The following is a 19645-nucleotide window of genomic DNA, read 5'->3' as shown; positions in this document are numbered from 1 at the left end:
ATTCAGGTTGGCAATGACGTGTTCGCGGCGGGCAGCGCTGGTATCCGCAACGACCACCTGAGCGCCGTCTGCTTTGGCGATGGCTGCTGCACCGAGGCCAATGGGGCCGGCACCGACGACCAGCACCTGTTCGCCATGTTGCACTTTCGCCCGACGAACGGCATGCGCGCTAATGGCGTAGGGCTCGATTAATGCTGCCGCTTGTGGATCGATCCCTTCTGCCAGCAGTACGTTTGTGGCGGGCACCGCCAGATATTCGCTGAATCCGCCATCCTGATGTACGCCAATGACTGAAATTTTCTCGCAGCAGTTGGTACGGCCGCTCTTGCAGGCTGGGCATTGCTGACAGGCTACGTAGGGAATGACGGCCACCTGCTGACCTTTTTTAAATTGATGTACATTTTTGCCTGTATCGACAACCTCACCACATATTTCGTGACCTAATACGCGTGGGTAGCTAAAAAAGGGTTGATTCCCTCCCCAGGCATGAATATCTGTTCCACAAATACCCACAGACTTAATTTTAATTAATGTTTCACTCTCACCCGGAATAGGTATTTCACGTTTTTTCCAGACAAGTTTTTTCGGTTCCTGGCAGATCAATGTATTCATTGTTGACATGATTCTTCTCTCCTGTTTTTTGTTTTTTCAGATATTGATGAAAAAAAATATTGATGAGAGACAGGAGCTGTAAATTGTGAATACGGACTCATAAAAATGTTTTAAATCGGTTTTTAATGTGTGCAAAAAAGGAGATCTCTCATGAGCCGTTCACAAAATTTACGTCACAATGTGATTAACCAGATTATCGACGATATGGCCCGTGGTCATATTCCGTCGCCTCTGCCGTCGCAAAATGCGCTGGCGGAGATGTATAACATCAGCCGCACGACGGTGCGCCATATTCTGGTGCATCTGCGTGACTGCGGTGTGCTTACACAGGTTGGCCGCGATTATGTGATTGCCCGAAAACCCGACCACGACGATGGGTTCACCTGCATTACCGCGCCGATGGATGAGCAAAACCGTATTTTCGAGCAGGCGTTTTTCACCATGATCAACCAGCGTCAGCTCCGTGTCGGCGAGGTCTTCTCAGAGCTACAGCTCGCGCGTGACGCGGGTGTCAGCCCGGTGGTAGTACGCGAGTATCTGTTAAAATTTGGGCGCTACAACCTGATTCAGAACGAAAAACGTGGGCAGTGGAGCATGAAAGAGTTCGATCAGGCCTACGCGGAACAGCTATTTGAATTGCGGGAAATGTTGGAGACGCACGCTCTGCAACATTTCCTCAATTTGCCGGACGATGACCCCCGTTGGCTACAGGCCAAAACCTTGCTGGAACGCCACCGTATGTTACGTGACAGCATTGGTAACAGCTTTCGTATGTTCTCGCAGCTTGACCGCAACTTTCATGCGCTTTTACTCTCTGCTGCTGAAAATGTCTTTTTTGATCAGTCTCTTGAAATCATCTCTGTGATATTTCATTTCCACTACCAGTGGGATGAAAGCGATCTCAAACAGCGCAACATCATCGCGATTGACGAGCACATGACCATCCTCAGCGCACTGATTTGTCGAAGCGATCTGGATGCCACGTTGGCGCTACGTAACCATTTGAATTCAGCTAAACAATCGATGATTCGCTCAATTAATCAGACAGCGCGGGCTGATCATTAAAAACCGATTAAAAACCATAAATCATTATCAAGAGCACGGTTTTATCAAAATAAAAACGCCTGAGAAATATCTCTTATCTATGCTCACGAGAAGTCGACTTTATTAATAAAAATCGTGAGTGGTGATGAAATATTTCATTGCTTTCCGTTTAAAACCACTTTGCTCAACCCTGCGTTGAGTAAAGATAAAATTATAATTTCCAGGAGCCAGACGTGGAAAAAAATAATATAACGCTAGACCCGCGTTCTTCGTTTGATACCCGTTCTTCAGCACCGCCAGAGGGAATAATTCAGCGCAGTAGTCGAATTAAACGTATTCAAACTACCGCAATGATTCTGCTATTTTTTGCGGCGGTGATTAATTACCTCGACCGAAGTTCTCTGTCGGTGGCTAATTTAACGATTCGTCAGGAATTGGGGCTAAGTGCAACGGAAATCGGGGCATTGCTCTCCGTTTTCTCTCTTGCCTATGGGATTGCACAGCTCCCTTGTGGTCCGTTGTTGGATCGTAAAGGCCCGCGCATTATGCTGGGTCTTGGGATGTTTTTCTGGTCACTGTTTCAGGCGCTGTCTGGCATGGTACACAGCTTTACTCAGTTCGTACTGGTTCGCATTGGTATGGGAATTGGTGAAGCACCTATGAATCCATGTGGCGTGAAGGTGATCAACGACTGGTTTAACATCAAAGAACGTGGCCGCCCGATGGGATTCTTTAATGCGGCTTCAACTATTGGTGTTGCGATAAGCCCACCCATTCTGGCGGCGATGATGTTAGTGATGGGCTGGCGCGGTATGTTCATTACCATTGGTCTATTCGGCATTTTCCTCGCTATCGGCTGGTATATGTTGTATCGCAACCGTGAGCAGATCGAACTCACCGCGGATGAGCAGAATTACCTGAACGCGGGCAGTGTGAACGCTCGCCGCGATCCGTTGAGCTTTATTGAATGGCGCAGCCTGTTCCGTAACCGCACGATGTGGGGCATGATGCTGGGTTTTAGCGGCATCAACTATACCGCGTGGTTATACTTGGCCTGGCTGCCCGGCTATCTGCAAACGGCTTATAATCTGGATTTAAAAAGCACGGGTCTGATGGCGGCGATCCCTTTCCTGTTTGGTGCCGCCGGGATGCTGGTGAACGGCTATGTCACGGATTGGTTAGTGAAAAAAGGAATGGAACCGATCAAGAGCCGTAAAATCTGCATCATTGCGGGTATGTTGTGCTCAGCCGCTTTTACTTTTGTGGTACCACAGGCGACAACCTCAATCGAGGCGGTGTCACTGATTAGTATGGCGTTGTTCTGTATCCACTTCGCGGGAACATCGTGCTGGGGGCTGATCCATGTTGCCGTCGCGTCGCGTATGACGGCATCGGTCGGCAGTATCCAAAACTTTGCTAGCTTCATCTGCGCATCATTCGCCCCGATTGTGACCGGCTTTATTGTGGATACCACGAATTCCTTCCGTCTGGCGCTGATCATCTGCGGCTGTGTGACGGTATTGGGTGCGCTGGCCTACGTTTTCCTCGTTCGCCAACCGATTAGCGATCCTCGTAAGGATTGATTCTCCGCCGTCCCGCATCCTTATTTGTTCCTTTCTTTTGCGGGGCGGTTTTTTGTCACGTTGCTTTATGACGGTGCGTATAGATCGTGCCGGGTCGCAAAGGTGGCACGACATGCTCGCAATTTCTCATGCCTTTCCTACGCTTTTTACTGCCGTTAGTGAGTCTGTTGAGCCGCTGCCGTTTGTTGGCGCGGACTTTGCAAAACCTTGTCGAAAGAGTAGTCATAAAATACGGTGAGTAACATCAACGGGGTAAAGGGGCCTTCATGAGAATAAAAAATGCGGTATTGGGATGCAGGACGTCAGGAAAATGGCTGCTGTCGATGAGCACGGTGGCGCTGCTGATGACGGGAACCGTGCAGGCTGCGTCGGCTCCTGCGGTGGAAGCGAAAAACGGCATGGTGGTCAGCTCGCAGCACCTGGCTTCGCAGATTGGCGTCGATATCATGAAAATGGGCGGCAATGCGATTGATGCCGCCGTGGCCGTTGGCTACGCACAGGCGGTGGTGAACCCCTGCTGTGGCAATATCGGCGGCGGTGGATTTATGACGCTGCATCTGGCCGATGGGAAAGACACCTTTATCAATTTCCGTGAAACCGCACCCGCGGCGGCCAGCGCCAACATGTATCTCAACGCGGATGGGAGCGTGAAAAAGGATGCGAGCCTGTACGGCTATCTGGCCGCTGGCGTACCGGGAACGGTACTGGGGCTGGATACTGCGCTACAAAAATACGGCAAATTGACGCGTGAGCAGGTGATGGCTCCGGCGATTAAGTTGGCGCGTGAGGGCTTTGAACTCACACGTGCGGATACCGACATTTTGGATACCACCATCAAACGCTTCAAGGCCGATCCTGAAGCCGCGCGCATCTTCCTGCGCCCTGACGGCAGCCCGTTGCAACCGGGTGATAAACTGGTGCAAACCGATCTGGCGAATACACTGGCGGCAATTTCTGCTCAAGGGCCAGATGCCTTTTACAAGGGTACGATCCCACAGGCAGTGGAGAAAGCGGCGAAGCAGGGCGGTGGCATCCTGACGGCGGCTGATTTTGCCGATTATCGCATTACCGAAACGGCACCAGTAACCTGTAACTATCGCGGTTATCAATTCGTCTCTTCACCACCGCCCAGCTCTGGCGGCGTCACGATGTGTGAAATTCTCAATATTGTCGAAGGCTATGATCTTAAGTCGACGGGCTTTAACTCGGCAGCCACCGTTCATGTGCTGACCGAAGCGATGCGCCACGCGTACATGGACCGCAATACCTACCTCGGTGACCCGGCGTTTGTCAGTAACCCCGTTGAGCGCTTATTGAGTAAGGATTACGCCGCCGACATTCGCAAACAAATCGAGCCGGAGAACGCGACGCCGTCCAAAAACGTACAGCCGGGGATTGGCCCGCATGAGCGACCAGAAACCACGCACTATTCCATTGTGGATAATCAGGGCAATGCAGTGTCCACCACGTATACCGTGAACGGGCGTTTTGGGTCGGTGGTGATTGCGCCGGGCACGGGTTTCTTCCTCAATAACGAAATGGATGACTTTACCGTTAAAGTTGGCGAGAAAAACCTGTACGGGTTAGTGCAGGGGGAACGTAATTCGATCGCCCCCGGTAAGCGCCCACTTTCGTCCATGAGCCCGTCACTGGTGACGAAAGACGGCAAAGTCTTTATGGTGCTCGGCTCGCCTGGTGGTTCGCGTATAATCACCATCACGCTGCAAACGGCGCTGAATATCATCGATCACGGTATGGCACCACAGGAAGCGGTAGATGCACCGCGTATCCATCACCAGTGGTTGCCGGATGAGGTGTATTACGAACAGCGCGGGCTGTCTGCCGATACGCTGAACCTGCTGAAGCAGCGCGGCTACAAAATGGTAGAGCAGACCCCTTGGGGCGCAGCGGAGCTGATTCTGGTCGGTTTACCGGGGGCGGTGGGCGTAACACCGGCGGATTCGGGTAATGACTCGGCGGTATCCGGTAAAGTGCGCGAAGGCTACCTGTACGGTGCCAATGATATCCGCCGTCCGGCTGGTGCGGCGATCGGGTATTGAGGTTAAGGAACCTCAGGGGGGCGGTTCTCTACCCCCCTGATTTCAGCGCGTTAACGTCCTGCTACGACCAAGTAATCAGAGAAAAGATTGAGCTCATTTCTGCAATTCGTAGACTTTGAACGTATTCTCGCTATCGATACCGATCAGCTTATTTTCTCCAGCACGACGGAAGACGAAATCGTCTTTCTGGCCTCGTGGAATACGAACCAGACCATTATCGAGCTGCGCCTTAACCGAGGCGTTCCCTTTCATTTTTACCGTACCGTCTTGTGCGATAAACAACTCTGCTCCACCGCTGCGTGTGACATAGTGCCCTACCGGCAAACCAGAAGTTGGGGAGGAAATATCACTCTCTGTGAGCGATTGTAGCGCTTCGGCTTTTGGACATCCTTTATTGTTCCATTCCAGCGCATCGCAAGCACGCTGTAGTGCATCTCGTGCTGCAAGGTATTGTCCGCTATACCACAAGGCGTTGGCCGCTTCGTTGCACATTTTCCCTGACAGCCCGATACGACATGATTCAGAAAGGGTAGCGATCCACTCTGGATCGGATGGCATGGGTAAATCCAGATTCGTTGTCGCGGCTAATGCTTTTTTAATTCGATCGCCGGAAAAGGCAACACTGTCCCAACGGTCACAAGCGGCGTAAATATTATCTCGGCATAGTTTTTTAAGTGCATCAACATCACTTTTTTGCACTAGCGCCGAGCATTCTGACATATTATTCCAACATTGTTGGCCTACTTCACTCTCTGGTTTTTTTACATTCTCACTACACTCTTTGGTCTCCGTTAAAACATATTCTCCCGAGAAATCTTTAAGTGTTTTATGGTCGGGGGAGATATCAAAGTCTGATGTCATGAGTGATTCCATGGAGACCATGTCAACTTTGTTACCATTCAGAACGTAGTGTGATGTGATGCGGTCATTTTTATACACTTTGTGTAATAGCTGTGTATTCATGACATGAATTTCAAATCCACGATCGCTTGTGTAGATCCCGCAGCTGAGCCCAGAAGAGGGCTGTGCGAGGGCGGGGAATGCGAAGAGAGTTATGATGAAAAGGAAAAACGTACGTAATTGCATAAATAAAGACATTGCTTTTCACTCCATTGATGTTTGCATTCATTGCCACAATCGTTTGGCAAGAGCGCAAATCATACTCGTATAACTCCTCAATGGCGAACGTATTCTTTTAATTAACCAGTAAAAGATAAGGTAATAATGTTACTATCACCCGACTTTACTTCTTCTACAATATATTTAATTGCATTATAAAAAACTTTCTCTGATATCATTGCACCTATTTTTTTCTTATTTTGGACCTTCCCACTGGAGCTTCGACTTCATTTCTTGTGGAACCATTTCAAAAAGAGATGATATAAGCTCTTTCTGACCACTATAAGCTATTGAAATATTATCATTACAGTTTTCAATATAATACCTTGCTTGGTTGTTAAGAAAATAGATGTCGTGATCTTCAAAATCTGGTGTCAAGATCGTGTAAGCTAGGTTATGGACAAGTTCCGCTTCATAGTAGCATGATAAATCAGATGCTTTTTTATGTTGTTGCATGTTCCTGATATAAGGAATGGAAAGTAACAACATTTTTATATATATATCGTTCTTTTTTAATTTTTTCATGAATAGGATTTTCTCTCTATTTCTGTTCTATTTTTAAATTATCTTCGGTACTTTCCATTCAAATGTTACTCTAAAATAATCTGAAAGGATTCTTAATAATATTTTATATTATTATCATGTTACCTAAGCCAAAATGGCAGATCATCAGACCCCAGCGCATCATACTGTTCGAGGGGACGATTTTTATCTTCGATAAACCAAGGTAAATCAGAGATAACGGTTTTTACAGGGACGTAAGTGCCAAAATCATGATAAAAAGATTCGGCCGATTTTATGGCATGATGAAAATTTTTAAAATGTTCTGAAAAAATAGTCGCCAAGTTATCTTTATCAAAGCATAAAGTTGATAAATTAATATTTCTGCCAATATCACCCCAATTTATTTCTGTGGGTAAAGTTCGACTAAATAGCGTCTCTATCTGAATTGCTTGCTCGGAAGCGAGATGGAGATCATTTTTTTCCAAGTAGCGACGATAAAGTCCATCAGCCAACAAACTAGTATCCATCCCTGAAGTGACCTGCGCGATACATTGGAAAAAAATATACATATCAAGAGATGTACCGCAGTTGTAGACGGTATGTCCACCATGGAATCCTACGTTTTTCATTTCGTCATGAATCCTATATCTGTCACGCTAAGTATTTTATTTGGTTACAATTTCTTTGATGTTCGCACTCTTTTGAGCATCAGTCACAGCCTGCCTGCGTATATCAATAATAATCTCTTGCCTCATTCCTGCAGGTAAATTCGCCTGACGTTCAATGGCTTGTTTTGATTCAATGTTAATCAGACCATTTTAGTTAGTAGCCAGATTATAATTTTTTACTCTCCACCAATCAGCAATTGATAATTTATCATCCCCAGTGACGTTTGGGATACGAAAATATTTATTCATATTGCTTTTTTGTATTATTCATCAATATTTTCTTCTTCGTCAGGAAGAAAATAAATGTTAAGTGAGCACTCTAGATCTAAATCAGCTAATGCTTTCATTTGCTCTGGCCAGAGAACGGGGCCACCTTCGCCATGTGCAGACCACCACACGCACCTCAGTGTCATTTGTATGCCAGAGGTGTTTTGCAACTCTCGTAATCCAGAATGAGAGGCGCTTAGCTTATCGATGACCCAGTCAATATGCTCTCTTAAATCTTTCGATTTAACATTGTTTTCAGATGAAAGAAACCATGATGATATTTTTACCTTGCGTGTACGTCCAAGGCTATTTGTTATTTCATCACCAACTATAAATTTCTCTGTTGGCTCGATGTTTAGTAATTCACTAATGTTATCTGGATGCATTTCACCAGGGTAGATTGATAGCATTGCATGGCATTCTAGGCATGTCTGAAAATCAGGATCTACGGCGTTTATCCTTGAGTGGATAGGATTCATTATAAGCAATCTCCGATGTTTCTGAGTATTCTACCAGTGTGATCAATATAGTCGCCATTATCTAATATTCTTCCGTGAAAATCATGTCATAAACTGTGATCCTAGCTGATAATAATTTATTTTATGAGAGTCGATGGTGTGGCGAATCCAGTTTCGGCGTTAACTGTATAATTTCCACCATCCCATCGGTATGCTGTAATGCTACCATCACGATGCAAAATCATGTTTGTAAATGGGTTTCCTTCACTATCAAAATCGCTGCTCACTTGCCAAACTGTCTCTCCATGTTCATCTAGTAAATATATATTTCTTGCAATTTCGACTCTTGTGTATAGGTTTTCTATTCCTAATCGTTCAAGGAGAACTATTGTATTTCCATCGGAGAGATTAAATTTTTTTAATGTTTTACTAGTCATGATTTTTAGTTTGTGGATATTTTTTTATAAAGTAAATTATTCAAGAAGATCATAATAAATATCCTGTTCGTGGGAATTAATCTTTCCTTCATTCCTTCCACATTTCATTATATTGAAGGGTTCGGTATGTTTATAAAATATATTAAACATGTATGGAGAAATTGATTTCTATATCATTATATGTCCATGTTTTCATAATTACTTTCTCATGTCAGGTATTATGTCGTTACTATAAAGTATTCCCACCTTTTCGTCTGGAGGTGAGTCGCGGCGCATAAGAGTCGCGCTGCCGCCGCTATTTTAAACTATCTTGGGTCCTTCCCATTCAAGTTTTTCTCTCAAATCATCTGGAACAATTGAGAAAAGGTCAGAAAAGCTTTTTAAGTGGTCGTTATAAAGCATACTGATCTTTGCGTTACAATTTTCATAGTAATATCTACAGTGATGATTTAAGAAACGTATGTCATCATCTTTAAATTCTTCATGAGACAACAGGGAATAGAATCCATGAATCAACTGTGTCTCATATATCGCGGAACGGTTTCTAATTCTGCGAAGAAAGCTGGATTGGGCCACCATGCGCAAATGGGGTAGCGTTACTTGTAGTATATCGATGTAAATTTCATTTTTTTTCATTATACCTCCCTATAATATTTAGGTTTAGTAAATAACTTAGTGATAGTTGCAACCGAGGATAGCGGCCCGGCCCACAAGGGCTACTTTGTTATTTGTTAGTGTTGCTCATCAACCAGTCCCAGTAAAGACATATCATAAATAATGTCTTTTCTATCATCATCAGTTATACAGTCGAGGAGTTCATTTAGACTGTGTTTTGATAAAATTTTTAAGATTACATCTTTGTGATATTTTTTAGTTTGTTCAGTCTCCCTTCCTGCGTCCGATATAAGGGTAATAACTTCAAGCATTAGGTCTTCTGTTGGTGAATTAAAGGAGCCTTCCAATGCATCATAGGCAAATGCATGCTCGGACTCATTCTCACTCCATGTTTTACCATTTTCTTTTGATACCAAATTTTTGTTTTGGCAGTAAGAATAGCATGCATTAAAAAAAATGTTTTTTATTTCGTCATAATTGTTCATTTTTAATTCATCCTTTCTTCTTCGGAATTAATCTGGAATGATTCTTATCTAACACGTCTATATTAATATTATGATATCTATCTGGGAATTTTTTCATAACACCTAAACAACTCTCACAGGCTGCCCGTTCTGTGAATATGGGGGTTACACTGCCTTTTGCTGAGATATTGCTTCCTAATCTATCGGCTAAGTTATCTAGTACTTTGTATTCTGAATCAGTGTTTCTTAAAATAGGTCTCACAGCCTGCGGTTGGCGTCACGAGGCTTTTTGACAGGTACTGATTATCGACGCCTGCTTTCCCGATGCCCGCGAATGTGCTCGCTATCGAAATACTAAATCCTAAGGTTTCTTTAGCCCCAAGATGAGGTCAATTAATTATTTTTTTTGCGGCGGCCCGCAAGGGCCGCTCTATCTTAACTATTTAGATTTTTTCAATCAACCCAAGTAGTTGCATGTCAGAAAGTAAGTCTTTCTTCTCATCTTCGCCAATATCTTTAATCAGTTCTTCCAGAGGTTTTTCCGCAAGTATATCAGTAATGAATTTTCGTAGGTTAGACTCTACATCTTTCAGTCCTCTACCTGCTTTAAGTATTAGTGTGAGTACATTAAGCATGAGGTTTTCTATAGGCCGTTCGAATGCATTTTCATATTGATAGTAAGCATAAGCTATTTCTTCGCCACTATATCCCCATTTTTCTCCGGTTTTTTTGTATGTATCTAATTTGCTTCTACAGCAGCTGTAAAAACAGTCTAAAAATTCAGCTTTTAATTCATAATACGTTATGCGGTCTTCCATTAATTTTTTCTCCGAGGGATAAGCATTACATCATTGTTATCGAGGACTTCTATTTTGATATTTGGATATTTTTTCTGAAACTGATCCACTACGCCTAGGCAGCTTTAGCACACAGCTCGCTCTGTGAAGATTGTCACTGTCCCTTTAGCATCTGTGTTTTTTCCTAATTTGTCAGCTAGATTGTCCAATATCTTGTATTCTGAATCAGAGTTTCTTGATATTTTATCTCCCGCCTTATTTGGCAAAATCATATGAGTAAAGTTGCTCTGATTACCTTTTCCTACAAAACTTTTTTCCCCAATGTCAATCTTACTGTGTGCTGCCATGGATTTTGGCATGTCGGGTATATCAATTTGTGCCACGGCCACATTACCTAAGGTTCTTATGTCACGTGAAAATGGTGCTCTTGCGTCCGGCTTGCGGTTGGCGCCTGACAGGTACTGATTACCGACGCCTGCTTTTCCGATGCCCGCGAATGTGCTCGCTATCGAAATACTAAATCCTAAGGTTTCTTTAGCCTCAAGATGAGGTCAATTAATTATTTTTTGGCGGCCCATAAGGGCCGCTTTGTTATTTATTAGGATTGCTTATCAATCAATCCCAGTAAAGACATATCATAGAGAAGGTATGATTTTTCTTCCTCGGTGATCTCCTCTAACAGCTGTTCAAGAGGATGTTCAACGAGAATTTTTTCTATCATCTCTCTATGGTATCTTTCGGTTATTTCTGGCCCTCTTCCTGCAATCATAATTAAAGATAAGACTTCAAGCATCAAATTTTCAATGGGGAGATAATAAGATCCCTCTGCTTGATAATAGGCATAGCCAATCTCTTGAAAGTAAATATTTTCTATTTCTTTCCCTTTGTTCTTAACAAATATCATGTTTCTACAACAGTCATAATATTTAATTAAAAATGATTCTTTTATTTCTTTGTAATAAATATGTTCCATTTTCTAGTTCTTTCTCCCCCAAATAAACCTGACACCATTATTATCTAAGACATAAAATTTAATTTCAGGTTTTTTTCTGAAATTTTTCAATAACACCTAAACAGTTTTCACATGCTGGTTTTTCAGTGAAAGTAGTTTTATTATTGATTTTGGTGATCGTCTGTGCAGCCACTTCTGAGAAATGGCCTGTTCACCGAATGGTAAATAGGCTTGCAATTTAAATGATATCAATTAACTATAGGTCGACGTTTTTTTATGTTCATATTTATTTCCCATGAAAATGGATTTTTTAACTATTCACAACATCCATGAATTAAACTTCATGGATGCTGTCTAAATTACTCTTAATCTCTTATTTTGGACCTTCCCACAGGAGTTTCGACTTCATTTCTTTTGGAACCATCTCAAAAAGAGATGATATAAGTTCTTTTTGTCCACTATAGATTATTGAAATGCCATCGTTACAATTCTCAATATAATACCTTGCCTGATTGTTAAGAAAATAGATGTCGTGATCTTCAAAATCTGGCGTCAAGATAGTATAAACTAAGTTATGGACAAGTTCCGCTTCATAGTAGCATGATAAATCAGATGATTTTTTATGTTGTTGCATGTTCCTGATATAAGGAATGGAAAGTAACAACATCTTTATATATATTTCGTTCTTTTTTAATCTCTTCATGAATAGGATGGCTTCTCTATTTATTAGTGTGTTGTTTTAAATCAGATACTTTATGATGTTATTCTTCAGGAGAAAAATAGATATCAAAAGCACACTCTAGATCTAAATCAGCTAATGCCTTCATCTGCTCTGGCCATAGTACTGGGCCAGAGTGACCGACTGCCGACCACCATACACAGCTGAGTGTCATCTTAACGCCAGGTATATTTTGTAGTTTTTTTAGACCCTCTTGGCAAGGATCAAGCTTAGCGATAATCAAATCAATATGATCTCTTAGGTCTTTTGAAGAAATGAAGTCTTCGGATGACAGAAACCATCCTGATGTTTTTACTTCACGGGTTCGACCTAAACTATTTGTTTTTCTATCACCAATGATATTTTTCTGAGTCGGTTCAATATTGAGGATCGCGCTAACTTCATCAGGGTGCATCTCACCAGGATAAATCAGCAACTTTGCGCGACACTCCAAACATGTCTCATAGTTCGGATTTGGCGGTGTGATTCTTGAATTAACAGTGTTCATGGTAAGTAATCCTCAATATTACCAATTATGTAAACCAATTTATCTATATAATTTCCGAATTTTCTGCTCTATTTTTAAATTATCTTCGGTAATTTCCATTCAAATTCTCCTCATAAATGATCTGGAAAGATTCTTAATAATATTTTTATTATTTAATTCCCCCTGAGCCTATGGTTGGCTCAGGGGGATGGGTTTTATATTATTATCATGTTATCTAAGCCAAAATGGCAGATCATCAGGCCCCAGTGCATCATACTGTTCGAGGGGACGATTTTCATCCTCGATAAACCAAGGTAAGTCAGAAATAACGGTTTTTACTGCTTCGTATTCATACCCCTGATATGAATTGAAAAGATGGTAATTTATTTCAGCAGATTCCACACACTCTAAGAATGCTTCGAAATAACGCTTGAATATATCTGATAGCATAGCTTGATTCGGATTTATCCAGCTTTTTTCTCGACAGCCTATCATTTTATGATCCCAATCAATTGATGTACTGGGGAAGATAGAAAACAAGTCTCTTACTCTATTCATTTTTTCTTTAGCAAGTGATAGTTCTTCAAGGCGTAGATACTTCTTGTAGAGTCTATCAACTAAAATATCCCAATCTGTATCTGGGTAGTTCAATTTTGTTAAATTGTTAATACACTGAAAGAATAGTGAAAGATCATTGACTGTGCCCAGCTCAACGAATAAACCTCCACCACTGAATCCTATTGTTTTCATTCTGTTTTAAACCTGATTGATGAAGGGGTAATACTGCCATTGGATCTCTCGGCTATACTTTTTCTGATAACTGCTGTTTTCCTTTGTGTCATCCGTTGCGCCCCAGCTCCTTAAGCCATGGCTGAGCATCGGGTTGAGCGTAAAATATCCGCCCGCCAGCGTGGTGCTATAGCTGAGTCCAAGGCTAGCGCTACTGACCGTAGGGCTGCTGACTTCAAGGCGTTCACCCGCCATCCGGTTCTCGGTGCGTCGACGAGAGAGCGCGCCGTCCAGCGCCAGCTTCTGCTTCCCATCCCGATAGAGCGTTCTGTTAAGGCTGAGCCGATGAGTATTACTTTGTCCTTCATAGCGATATGCGCTGCTGCCGATCGGGATCGGTTGGAAAAAGTCATTCCAGGCGTATTGGTAGCCGAGCGTCCAGTAGCCATAGGGCAAAGACATCCCGCCCGATAAGGCTTTGCTGCCGTAGTTATGGCTGAACGCGCTATCGCGGCTGGCGGTGAACCACCAGCGATCGGCGAGCCGCAGCGGGTTATCGAGGGTAAGGTGGGTCGAAAGCTGTTCGCGCCCTGTGTTTTTTTGTCCGCTGTTGTCAGCGCTGAGAGAGAGGGTGACAGGACGGGCTTGCGTGGTGCGCTTGAGATAAACAATCGAACTCCCTGCTTGTTTTCCCGGTTGAATATCAATGGCAACCTGCCGCGAAGGCAGACGATTCAACTGTTCCATCCCTTGTTCGATGTCGCGCAGATTAAGAATATGTCCTTCCAGCCTAGGGAAGGCCATCTTGATTGCGAGTGGCGTTTCCCCTTCCATGCGAATAGCTTCTATCTTTCCCTCGCTGACGCTGATGGTGAGCGTGCCGCCGGAGAGGTCTTGCTCCTGTAAATAGGCCTGACTGGTGACAAAGCCACGATTGAGGTAGGCATTGGTGGTTTCCCTCACGGCGTTATGGATTGTGGCTAAATCAAGGCAGCGGCTTTGGTAGCGTTGCTGAATGGCCGTGCGATCTTTCGCTGGGAGCGACTCTGCATCATGAAAGACAACTTTTTGGATGGGGAAGCAGACGGCATCTTTTGTGGTTGGTGCGGTGACCGCCGGTATTGTTAAGGTTGTGCTGTTTTCCAGCGATAAACGCTGCTGTTTGGCCTGTTCCAGTAATGACTTTTGTTGGAGTTCCAGCGCATCTCGATCCGTTGGGCTGATGGCGGTGGCGGCAAAGGTTGAGCTGCTGAGACTCAAAAAAATAAGGCTTATAAAAGAAAGGGTTTTACACAAAATGAACGCAATCCTTACGTTGATTTACATTTTGCGCTTATATACACAAATGCCTTATGCCGTGGCTAGGTAAAATCGATACCCGATAGAAATTCGACAGAATGCATTGAGAAGTTTAATTTATGAGAATAAAAATGATAGTCATTATCATTTTTATATAATTAGGCAGATAACTCTATCGCAAGATAGCGTTATCTTTATATTTATCATAGGGTTTCCGCTGTGGTGGAAACCCTATGAAGTTTGAAGCGAGGAAGGCTATTTAAAGTCTGCGTACGGCGTAAGCGGTTGCGGCGGGCTGTCGAGATCGCCCTGCCAGCCGGCCGCGGAGTAGCGCAGGTAGAGGAGACCGTGGCTTGGGGTATAGTCCTTCGCTTGCTGAATATCAATACCGACACCCAACGTCCAGTGTGAGCTGAGGCGGCGTTCGACGACTGCACGTGCCGTATAGCCGAAACCGGAACTGCTACTTCCCTGCTCGATGGTGTCTCTGTCGGTGAGCGCGGCGTTACCGAGCAGGCCAGTTAGCGGATAGCGGCGCTGGTCTTTGGTAGAGGAGCGTGACCACGACAGCGATCCGCCAAGTTCCCATGACCAGTTTTCTGTCCGCTGCCGATAGTTTACCGGCACGCCCAGCGAGAAGTATTGCTGCGGACTGTAGTAGCCGCCCTGACCGAGTGAATAGCCGCTTAAGTCTTTCTGGTGGCGCCACCACATGCTGTTCAGGCCGACCGTGACGCGTCGGTTATCTTCGTTAATCAACTTGTAGTAGTAGCCTGCCATCGCACGGGCGCGATCGTTATCGGCCACGTTTTTACCGGTAATCTGGTGGACGCTGAAATCACTCCAGACGCCGTGTGCTTCGCCCCGATCGTAGCTCAGACCAAGGCTGACACCCGTCGCACGTACGCCGCCCCAGGTAATGCCGGTGCCCGGATCTCTGGTGCCGCCGAATGCCAGTAATGAGCTGGAGATCGGACGGCGTGAGGCGGTCGCTGTCCAGCCAATCTGACGCCAGTCGCCGCTGTAGCTGGCACCGCCGACGACATCGACGACGTCAAAGCCGAGCGGCGTGGTGCCGATATCCGCTGACCAACGGTTGTTTTTCCAGCCTGCGGCGACGCTTGTGCCGGTGGCTTTCTGTGATTTCCCGTCGAAACAGTCCCGCGTGGCGCAGGTGCCGAAGGTTTCTCGGTAGGCACCGGTACTGTCTGCTGAGAAGGAACCGGCGTTCATCTGCACAGTATCGGTACGGAAGAAGGCGCGGCCATCGTACAGCGGCATATCTAACTGCAACAGGGTGTTGTGGGCGCTTAGATCGGAAATCCCACCGGTGCCGCTTGAACTCGAATAATCATGATCGAGGGTGACGGTAATATCCTGTTTGCGATACAGGTCTGCGGCATCGGCGCGGATGCTGCGTTGTAGCCAGTCGTCGCTGCGATTATTACGCGTCAACCGGGTGTAGTCGTCGTCGCTTTGTGGCAGCGCGGGGGTAATGCCGCTGGCGACCATGGCCTGTTTATAGTCCTGCTTTGCCTGCTCTGGTTGAGACTGCTGCTGTTCAACGCGTGCCGCATCGCGATAGACCAATGCTTTCCCCTGACCGATCGGTTCTTTCTGTGCGTCGATTTTTAGCTGATGGAAAAGCGCGGTCGATTTTTGTGGATTCCCTACCGCTTGCCAGGCGTTGGCGACGCGCCGTTGGCCGTTGAGTGTATCTGCTGCCTGCGCCGGAAGCTGGTTCAGACGCTGACGCGCGTCATCTTGTCGACCCTGTGCGATAAACGCGTCGATCTCACCTAATTGTGCATCGGGGTTCTGCGGTTCTCGTGTACGAATGCGTTGATATTCCGCCAGCGCCGTCGCGTATTCACCCCGAGCCAGCGCCCAGTCTGCCAACAGCAGGTCGATACGGGAGTCTGTCGGTTGCTGACGCAGAAATGCAATGGCAGCGGATTCGTCACCCGCATCGCGCATCGCTTCCGCTTTCGCCAGCGTGGTCTGAATGGTCAGGCGCTGGGATAAATCGCGCATGTCATCGCTCCACTGCGCAGTAGGCAATGTGTTCAGGTGAGCGAGTGCTTGCTCATCCCGGTTGGTGGATGACAGGTAAAGTGAATAAACATAGTTTTTTTCCGCGTTGGCTGGTGGAACGGCAGCAGCACCGTGTACCACGCTGTCCGCCTGCTGCGTTTTCCCCTGTTGGCGCAGCACTTGGGCATAGTGATAGGCCAGCCAGACGTCATTCGGATCTTGCTGGTTCGCCTGACGATATTTTTCCTCCGCCTGCGCCCATTGCTGCTGTTCTGCCAACTGATCCGCCTGCTGTTTCAGGATGTCGAGTTGCAGCGCCGCCAGCGTCTCTCGCATTGTATTCTGCTGGCTGCGCGGCAGGCTGTTGAGGTAAGCGAGTGCTTTCTCCGGCGATTGACGTTGGTAAATACCGACCAGACCGCGCAAGGCGTTGTCATTGCCGGGTTCGAGATGTAAAGCCTGCTGATAGAGTGGTTGTGCGGCGGCATCATTTTTACTGGCAACGGCCACGTCGCCCAGACCAATCAGCGCATAGGCATTGGTGTTATCCATCTGGCGTGCCTGTTGATACTTCTGCCGCGCCAGCGGTAGATTGTTGGCCTTCAGCGCATTGTCACCTTCCGCAATGGTGGTCCAATACTGTGTGCTTTGGATGAGTCCTTCCCATTTGCCGCTGTTCAGGCGATTCACATCCGCCTGTAATGCCTTCTGGAACTGCGCCAGTGCTGTTACCCGATCGCCTGCACGCAGGTAAACCAGACCAATTGCACCGATTAGCTCAGGATCGTTTGGTGTGGCAGCCAGCGCTTTATTTAACTCGCCAAGCGTGGCGCTATTGCCGCCGCCATCCTCAATCTGTGCCAACGCGCGCAGCCGACCTTGATAAACAGGGTCGGCGAGTATCCCCTGCTGACGACTGAGTTCTTTACGTGCAGTTTCTGCCTGCTCACCTTCATCAAACACGGTCAGGAAACGGTTTAGTTCAGCCACGCTTTGTGGCGTAACCAGCATCCGGCCGATAATTTCCAGCCACAGCGAAGCCGCCTGTCCACGCCCGACAGGATCGTTAGAAAGCTGCTTCAGTAGAGGATAGGCTTGTTCGTTACGATTCTGACTAAACAACAAGCGCGATAGCGCCATGCGCAGCGGCACATTATTCGGATAGGCCTGATCCAGCGTTTCCAGTTGCTTAATGGCAAGAGGTTGCTGGTTTGGCAAACGTGAAACCAGACGCCAATACTCCACGGCAAGATCGAGTGTGGGTGGGTCGCCGTGAAAGAGCGCGTCGTACTGCACTTTGGCTTCCGCATAGCGCCCAGATGCTGATAACAAGCGCGCCTGCTGCAATTGTTTACGCGGCTCTTCCTGCGTCAGCGCCAGCGTCATTGCTGACTGACGGTAGATTGCAGAGTCGGGTGCCACAGCCTTCAACTTTTCCAACTGCTGGCGAGCCTGCGCCTGATCGCCTTGACGCAGTACCAGCCGCAACCTGGCAGCGATAACATCGGGGTTATCCGGGTTGATCAGCTCCAGTCGATAGAGCGACTGGCGCACGATATCGTCTTTATTGCTGGCTTCTCCCAAACGCACCTGATCCATCAGGAACTGCTCTGGTGATGCGGTTTCTGCGCTGTAGGCCTGCGGTGCCGCAATCAACAATAACGGGAGGAGTCGCAGCCAGTTTACGGTGTTGTTGTGCATTGGCTGCCTCGGGACGGTAAAAGTTGGCCTTGTGACGTGAAGCGGTAGCGCTTCTCATCCCATCCCTGACCAAAGAGCGTCAGGGATGCAGCGAAATAGGCATTGTCGCCCGGTGGATTCGCGGCAAGCCGTTGTCGCTGGGCCGCTAGTGCATCCGGTTGGCGTGATAGCATTGGCAGCAGTGAAGCGGAAAACCCTACCGGCCCCTGTCCGGTGACGGCACCTGTTGCCGTGTCCGTTTTTTCAGGTGGTAGCCCTTGTTGGATCGTGTGTTGAATCATGGGCTGAAACTGTTTGATCAAGTCGGCTTTTCCTCTGCTGCTATCAGCCATCATCCCCGCCCATAGATAGACGCGAATGGCGTCATAGCTACCGACATTGGGTTTGGTGGTATCGGGTTGCCAGCCTTTGTCTTTTTGCCAGATGACCCAATCAGGCGAAAACCCTTTCGGCGCGGTTTCCAGCAGCAGGCGCTGCGTGGTGCGCTGCATGTTCTTCCACGTTTCACCCAGCGGAGCAAAGCGAGCCAGCAACTGTGGCGGCAGGTAGCTGGGGTTTACGCGCCAGCTTTCTTTTTCTGCAAAGCCTACCTTGCCAGGCAATAGCATCACGCCCAGCCCCGGAATCGTCACGACCTCTTCCTTAGCAATACGTTTAAGCAGTGCCGTGCCCAGCGTTTTGTAGCGCGTATCTTTCCACAACCGACCCGCTTCAAGCAGGTTATAGGCGATCCACAAATCGGCGTCGGACGCGGAGTTAGGGTCGAGCACCGTCCACTGCTTATCTTTGCTTTCTCCCCACAGCCAGGCGGGTAGGTTGGCACGTAAATCGCCTGCGGACAGGTTGTTTTCCGTCCATTGCAGCAGCCGATCAAACATCTCTCGATCGTTGGCGACCAGGGCAAAGAACATGGCGTAGCTTTGCCCTTCAGACGTGGTGATTTTATTGGGGGCGGAGGTATCAATCACCCGCCCTTGCTCGCTGATGTAATACTGTTTGTACTGTTCCCAGGCGGGCCAGTCACAGACGGCCGCGGTGGCTAGGGAAGCCCATAGCCACAACAGCGTTGGGATCAGGTAGCGCAGCACGCGTGGCAT

The 19645-nt window shown here is 46.7% G+C and carries 20 protein-coding genes; 3 read left to right on the top strand and 17 right to left on the bottom strand.

Annotated features, from left to right (window positions below; all coding sequences use genetic code 11):
- A partial coding sequence (locus A6301_RS18315) for an alcohol dehydrogenase catalytic domain-containing protein (RefSeq protein ID WP_234258438.1) occupies positions 1-621 on the bottom strand: 621 nt, incomplete at its 3' end.
- A 141-nt stretch (positions 622-762) separates the two neighbouring features.
- On the opposite strand from A6301_RS18315, the gene A6301_RS18310 reads away from it, so the two are divergent.
- From A6301_RS18310 to ggt, 3 genes are all read left to right on the top strand, one after another.
- A complete protein-coding gene (locus A6301_RS18310) occupies positions 763-1677 on the top strand; it encodes a GntR family transcriptional regulator (protein WP_234258437.1) in 915 nt (304 codons plus the stop codon).
- 212 nt (positions 1678-1889) lie between these two features.
- Complete coding sequence (locus tag A6301_RS18305) at positions 1890-3239, top strand: MFS transporter (protein ID WP_103943619.1); 1350 nt, start codon at positions 1890-1892, stop codon at positions 3237-3239.
- A gap of 323 nt (positions 3240-3562) precedes the next feature.
- Positions 3563-5299, top strand: coding sequence for a gamma-glutamyltransferase (gene ggt / locus A6301_RS18300; protein ID WP_234258495.1), 1737 nt, complete (start codon positions 3563-3565; stop codon positions 5297-5299).
- A gap of 93 nt (positions 5300-5392) precedes the next feature.
- Here the strand turns inward: ggt and A6301_RS18295 are convergent, their stop codons facing one another.
- The 16 genes from A6301_RS18295 to bcsZ form a co-directional block, all read right to left on the bottom strand.
- A complete protein-coding gene (locus A6301_RS18295; RefSeq protein ID WP_215483673.1) occupies positions 5393-6397 on the bottom strand; it encodes a hypothetical protein in 1005 nt (334 codons plus the stop codon).
- Positions 6398-6613: 216 nt separating this feature from the next.
- Entirely contained in the window at positions 6614-6943 is a 330-nt protein-coding gene (locus A6301_RS18290; protein ID WP_205942459.1) for a zinc ABC transporter substrate-binding protein, read from the bottom strand.
- Positions 6944-7062: 119 nt separating this feature from the next.
- Entirely contained in the window at positions 7063-7551 is a 489-nt protein-coding gene (locus tag A6301_RS18285) for a hypothetical protein (RefSeq protein ID WP_234258436.1), read from the bottom strand.
- Positions 7552-7853: 302 nt separating this feature from the next.
- Positions 7854-8336 (bottom strand): DUF4279 domain-containing protein, encoded by a 483-nt coding sequence (locus A6301_RS18280; protein ID WP_215483676.1) that lies wholly within the window; start codon positions 8334-8336, stop codon positions 7854-7856.
- Positions 8337-8452: 116 nt separating this feature from the next.
- Positions 8453-8752: a hypothetical protein gene (locus tag A6301_RS18275; RefSeq protein ID WP_234258435.1), complete on the bottom strand. Its 300-nt coding sequence runs from the start codon at positions 8750-8752 to the stop codon at positions 8453-8455.
- Positions 8753-9052: 300 nt separating this feature from the next.
- Complete coding sequence (locus tag A6301_RS18270; RefSeq protein WP_205540654.1) at positions 9053-9388, bottom strand: hypothetical protein; 336 nt, start codon at positions 9386-9388, stop codon at positions 9053-9055.
- A 95-nt stretch (positions 9389-9483) separates the two neighbouring features.
- Positions 9484-9852: a hypothetical protein gene (locus tag A6301_RS18265; RefSeq protein WP_234258434.1), complete on the bottom strand. Its 369-nt coding sequence runs from the start codon at positions 9850-9852 to the stop codon at positions 9484-9486.
- Positions 9853-9859: 7 nt separating this feature from the next.
- The gene (locus tag A6301_RS18260) at positions 9860-10093 is read right to left on the bottom strand and encodes a deaminase domain-containing protein (protein ID WP_215483679.1); all 234 of its coding nucleotides are present in this window, start codon (positions 10091-10093) and stop codon (positions 9860-9862) included.
- A 181-nt stretch (positions 10094-10274) separates the two neighbouring features.
- Entirely contained in the window at positions 10275-10649 is a 375-nt protein-coding gene (locus tag A6301_RS18255; RefSeq protein WP_234258433.1) for a hypothetical protein, read from the bottom strand.
- Between the two features lie 104 nt (positions 10650-10753).
- Positions 10754-11086: a deaminase domain-containing protein gene (locus tag A6301_RS18250; protein ID WP_255764864.1), complete on the bottom strand. Its 333-nt coding sequence runs from the start codon at positions 11084-11086 to the stop codon at positions 10754-10756.
- A gap of 140 nt (positions 11087-11226) precedes the next feature.
- Positions 11227-11601: a hypothetical protein gene (locus A6301_RS18245; protein ID WP_234258431.1), complete on the bottom strand. Its 375-nt coding sequence runs from the start codon at positions 11599-11601 to the stop codon at positions 11227-11229.
- 740 nt (positions 11602-12341) lie between these two features.
- The gene (locus tag A6301_RS18235) at positions 12342-12806 is read right to left on the bottom strand and encodes a DUF4279 domain-containing protein (protein WP_234258429.1); all 465 of its coding nucleotides are present in this window, start codon (positions 12804-12806) and stop codon (positions 12342-12344) included.
- Positions 12807-13016: 210 nt separating this feature from the next.
- On the bottom strand, positions 13017-13535 hold the full coding sequence (locus A6301_RS18230; RefSeq protein ID WP_234258428.1) for a hypothetical protein: 519 nt from the start codon (positions 13533-13535) through the stop codon (positions 13017-13019).
- A 6-nt stretch (positions 13536-13541) separates the two neighbouring features.
- Positions 13542-14774, bottom strand: coding sequence for a ShlB/FhaC/HecB family hemolysin secretion/activation protein (locus A6301_RS18225; protein ID WP_234258427.1), 1233 nt, complete (start codon positions 14772-14774; stop codon positions 13542-13544).
- Positions 14775-15068: 294 nt separating this feature from the next.
- Positions 15069-18548: a cellulose synthase complex outer membrane protein BcsC gene (gene bcsC / locus A6301_RS18220; RefSeq protein WP_234258426.1), complete on the bottom strand. Its 3480-nt coding sequence runs from the start codon at positions 18546-18548 to the stop codon at positions 15069-15071.
- Positions 18530-19645 carry a cellulose synthase complex periplasmic endoglucanase BcsZ gene (bcsZ, locus tag A6301_RS18215; protein ID WP_234258425.1) on the bottom strand — a complete coding sequence of 372 codons (1116 nt, stop codon included), beginning with the start codon at positions 19643-19645 and terminating at the stop codon, positions 18530-18532. Before bcsZ ends, bcsC begins: the two co-directional genes overlap by 19 nt.

The sequence above is a fragment of the Pectobacterium sp. IFB5596 genome, assembly GCF_021432585.1.
Lineage (GTDB): Bacteria > Pseudomonadota > Gammaproteobacteria > Enterobacterales > Enterobacteriaceae > Pectobacterium > Pectobacterium punjabense.
This window is presented reverse-complemented; position numbering and strand designations above follow the sequence as displayed.

Coding starts and splice junctions, on each gene's coding strand:
- A6301_RS18290 (WP_205942459.1), bottom strand. CDS start 6,943: ATGAAAAAATTAAAAAAGAACGATATATATATAAAAATGTTGTTACTT.
- A6301_RS18245 (WP_234258431.1), bottom strand. CDS start 11,601: ATGGAACATATTTATTACAAAGAAATAAAAGAATCATTTTTAATTAAA.
- A6301_RS18255 (WP_234258433.1), bottom strand. CDS start 10,649: ATGGAAGACCGCATAACGTATTATGAATTAAAAGCTGAATTTTTAGAC.
- bcsZ (WP_234258425.1), bottom strand. CDS start 19,645: ATGCCACGCGTGCTGCGCTACCTGATCCCAACGCTGTTGTGGCTATGG.
- A6301_RS18235 (WP_234258429.1), bottom strand. CDS start 12,806: ATGAACACTGTTAATTCAAGAATCACACCGCCAAATCCGAACTATGAG.
- A6301_RS18265 (WP_234258434.1), bottom strand. CDS start 9,852: ATGAACAATTATGACGAAATAAAAAACATTTTTTTTAATGCATGCTAT.
- A6301_RS18230 (WP_234258428.1), bottom strand. CDS start 13,535: ATGAAAACAATAGGATTCAGTGGTGGAGGTTTATTCGTTGAGCTGGGC.
- A6301_RS18270 (WP_205540654.1), bottom strand. CDS start 9,388: ATGAAAAAAAATGAAATTTACATCGATATACTACAAGTAACGCTACCC.
- ggt (WP_234258495.1), top strand. CDS start 3,563: ATGAGCACGGTGGCGCTGCTGATGACGGGAACCGTGCAGGCTGCGTCG.
- A6301_RS18310 (WP_234258437.1), top strand. CDS start 763: ATGAGCCGTTCACAAAATTTACGTCACAATGTGATTAACCAGATTATC.
- A6301_RS18280 (WP_215483676.1), bottom strand. CDS start 8,336: ATGAATCCTATCCACTCAAGGATAAACGCCGTAGATCCTGATTTTCAG.
- bcsC (WP_234258426.1), bottom strand. CDS start 18,548: ATGCACAACAACACCGTAAACTGGCTGCGACTCCTCCCGTTATTGTTG.
- A6301_RS18285 (WP_234258436.1), bottom strand. CDS start 7,551: ATGAAAAACGTAGGATTCCATGGTGGACATACCGTCTACAACTGCGGT.
- A6301_RS18295 (WP_215483673.1), bottom strand. CDS start 6,397: ATGTCTTTATTTATGCAATTACGTACGTTTTTCCTTTTCATCATAACT.
- A6301_RS18275 (WP_234258435.1), bottom strand. CDS start 8,752: ATGACTAGTAAAACATTAAAAAAATTTAATCTCTCCGATGGAAATACA.